Raw genomic sequence first — 2992 nt, forward strand, 5'->3', positions numbered from 1 at the left:
CTGGCGCGGAGGTGGTGTTGGTAGATCGTTGATTTCATTGACTTTCGTTGGCCTCTGCTGGACAGGTTCATCGCCTTCAACGTCGACGAAGCGGCGGGCAAGCGATTGAAGGCACAGATGACGGCGAGGGCGAAGGTCCGCGCTTGGGGCGGCTACAGCTCCGTCTCCAAGCTGCGCAAGCAGGAGTGGTGGCAGAGCGAATACGGCCGGCCATTCTCGGGCTGGAGCAGCCGCATGGCGAAGTCGGCGAACACCGCCTATGACAAGGCGCAGGCGGCGCTGGAAAGCGCCAGCAATCCCGCCGAGGTCCAAGTCGCAATCTCTGCCTTCGCCAGCCACTTCAATGGCATGAAGGGCATCGAGACCATGGAGCGCGAAGACATCGGCGAGGCGGTGTGGCAGTTCAGCCAGCTTGCCCTGGTCGAACGGTTGGGCGTAAGCGAAGAGCAGGCGCAGCGCTGGTTCGACGAGGCGAGGGATTACTGAGAGGCGTTGCTTCCCGCCCGGCGTTGCGGCCCGCGCATTCCCGCGCGCGCTATTCTGGCAGTCGGACTCACTTTCGGAGCAGCTCATGGAACCAAGAATCACGGTCATCACGCTGGGCGTCGATGATCTGGAAAAATCGGTGGCTTTCTATCGCGATGGGCTGGGGCTGTCGACCGAGGGCATCATCGGCAAGGAGTTCGAACACGGCGCGGTCGCGTTCTTCGACTTGCAGAATGGCGTGAAACTGGCCGTGTGGCCGCGCGCGAGCATGGCTGCCGACACGGGCATTGCGTTGCGGCCGGGCGGCTCTCTTGAATTCACCTTGGGACACAACGTGCGTTCCAAAACCGAGGTGGACGCGGTCATGCTGCAGGCTAATGGCGCGGGCGCCACCGTGGTCAAAGCCGCAGGCGATACCTTCTATGGCGGCTACGCGGGCTACTTCATGGATCCGGACGGGCATTTGTGGGAAGTGGTCTACAACCCTCAGATGCTGCCTTAGGAATAGTCGCGTAGCGCTCTGTTACGGTGACAAAGGGCCGCTTCCTTTAAGCTCCGCGAGTCTCAATTCTGATGGAGCTGGCGCATGTTCAAGCCCTTGATTTCCGTGGCATCGATGGTTGCATTGTTGGGAATGGGCGGCATGGCCCGGGCCCAGGATCTGGTCCTGCCTTCCATTCCCGAAGCCACGGATGCGATCGTCGACATGCTGGCGGACACGGGCATGCCGCGGCCGTCCAAGGTCAAGCTGGGAACCTGCATCCCTGCGGTGGACGCCACCTATCCGGGCCAGGTCGCCTGCACGGTCGCGGTGACCCTGGGGGCTGCGGTCAGCGAGAACCAGATGGATTTCTACAAGCAGGACGGCAAGTGGAAAGCGCAGCCCAGCGTTTCCCAGGATAAGCTGCCGTTTCCTGATCCCAAGCTGGATTGAGAACGACCTCCGGCGTGGCGACGGGCACAGGCACTTCAACCAGGAGAAAGTCATGCCGTTCGTCAGTATCCGCATTACCCGCGATGGCGTTACCGCCGAGCAGAAAGCGCAAGTCATCCGCGAAGTCACCGAGACGCTCGAACGCGTGCTGCACAAGCCGCCGGAGTGGACGCACGTCGTGATCGAGGAAATCGACACGGACAACTGGGGTTTCGGCGGTGTGACGACGACCGAGATGCGGGCGGGCAGGGTGCCGACGCCGGGCGCCAAGCCGCAAAGTGGCGGCTAGGGACAACTACCCGCCGTGCCAGGCCTGGGCCATGCCCCAGACCTGTGAGCCGCAAGGGCTTTGGCGCTATTGGGGCTGACGCTCCAGCGCCATGGCCGGCTTTTGCAGCTTGCGATAGGCCATAACCAAGGTCAGGGAAAACAAGGAAACCAGCAGCGCCGCCGCGGGCAGTTGCGGCAGCGCGTCCCGCGGGAAGACATAGGCCAACAGCGGAAACGCGTACACGGCGGGCATGCGCATCTCGAACAGGCGCAGCAGCAGCCACATCAGCGCCAGGTCCAGCAGGACCACCGTCATCCAGTCCTCGACCGTCAGATAGAGCGCCACGCCGACAGCGGCCGACAGGGTCAGCACCGCAGTCTGCTTGAACAGCATGCGCCACGAGTACATCTTCATGTGCAGGGACTCGTACACCACCACGGCCACTGGCGGCAGTACGGCCAGGTGCGTATTGCCGGCGAGCGCGGCGAGGCCGATTCCGGCCAGGATGATCGCGGCATAGGCGGCCATCAGCCTGGGCTGGACGGAAACGGTGCGATCCGTGCTGGCGCGCAGCCGTCCCAGCATCACGCCCAGCATCAGTAGCAGGGTGCTGATCACAATGGCGGCAATGAATGACGGTTCGGTGGCGTTGGTCACCACCGGCAAAAAGCCCGTGGCCAGGGCAGGCGCCAAGCTGTAGCGCAGCAGCAGGAAGAACAGCAGCATCGCCGCCAGGACGAGCGCCAGTTTGGCGGTATAGGGTATGGCCAGCAGGTTGATGCCGAAGCCCATCAAGGCCGTTGCCGTGGGCCAAAGAAAGATCTTCTCGGGATGGCGCATCCAACCGGGCTCGCGGTAGACCCACAAGGCGATTGCCATGGCGGCGATCTCGGGCAGCACGATCTCGCGATCGTTCCAGACGGCGGCGGCCGCGACCATTGCAGCGATGAACGCGAAGGCGCAGAAATACGACAGGCGTGCCTGGCGAGGCGTGAGCGTTGCTTGCTGCATGGCGGAACCCTTTTCGAAAATGCGCCTGGCCCGCTGCGGTACACGAGGCAGTCGGGGCAATACGATGGCGTCAGTTTCAAGCTTGACACGATGGGAAGGTCAAGCGGCGGGGTTCAGCAGGCGCATTTCGCGGGCCCGTGCCGGGCCCGGCACGCTTACCCCTGCTGGCTCATGATGCTCAAGGCCACCGCCTCGGCGATCTTGATGCCGTCCACGCCCGCCGAGAGGATGCCGCCGGCATAGCCCGGGGTCTCCTCGTTTTCAGTGCAATAAGTGACGGTACGCAAAGC

5 protein-coding genes are annotated in these 2992 nt (G+C 63.3%); 4 read left to right on the forward strand and 1 reads right to left on the reverse strand.

The annotated features are described in order from the left end of the window. Positions 1 to 105: 105 nt before the first annotated feature. The 4 genes from OX89_RS13830 to OX89_RS13845 all read left to right on the forward strand — a co-directional run bounded on the left by OX89_RS13830 (position 106) and on the right by OX89_RS13845 (position 1709). A complete protein-coding gene (locus tag OX89_RS13830) occupies positions 106 to 486 on the forward strand; it encodes a hypothetical protein (protein WP_234305570.1) in 381 nt (126 codons plus the stop codon). Positions 487 to 571: 85 nt separating this feature from the next. After that, positions 572 to 988: a VOC family protein gene (locus tag OX89_RS13835; protein ID WP_047351049.1), complete on the forward strand. Its 417-nt coding sequence runs from the start codon at positions 572 to 574 to the stop codon at positions 986 to 988. 84 nt (positions 989 to 1072) lie between these two features. Then, the gene (locus OX89_RS13840; protein ID WP_052952275.1) at positions 1073 to 1420 is read left to right on the forward strand and encodes a hypothetical protein; all 348 of its coding nucleotides are present in this window, start codon (positions 1073 to 1075) and stop codon (positions 1418 to 1420) included. 52 nt (positions 1421 to 1472) lie between these two features. After that, complete coding sequence (locus OX89_RS13845) at positions 1473 to 1709, forward strand: 4-oxalocrotonate tautomerase family protein (RefSeq protein WP_047351050.1); 237 nt, start codon at positions 1473 to 1475, stop codon at positions 1707 to 1709. A 66-nt stretch (positions 1710 to 1775) separates the two neighbouring features. Here OX89_RS13845 and OX89_RS13850 read toward each other — a convergent pair whose 3' ends face one another. Then, complete coding sequence (locus OX89_RS13850; protein WP_047351051.1) at positions 1776 to 2702, reverse strand: hypothetical protein; 927 nt, start codon at positions 2700 to 2702, stop codon at positions 1776 to 1778. Positions 2703 to 2992 lie beyond the last annotated feature (290 nt).

Source organism: Diaphorobacter sp. J5-51 (genome assembly GCF_001023515.1).
GTDB lineage: Bacteria > Pseudomonadota > Gammaproteobacteria > Burkholderiales > Burkholderiaceae_C > Diaphorobacter > Diaphorobacter nitroreducens.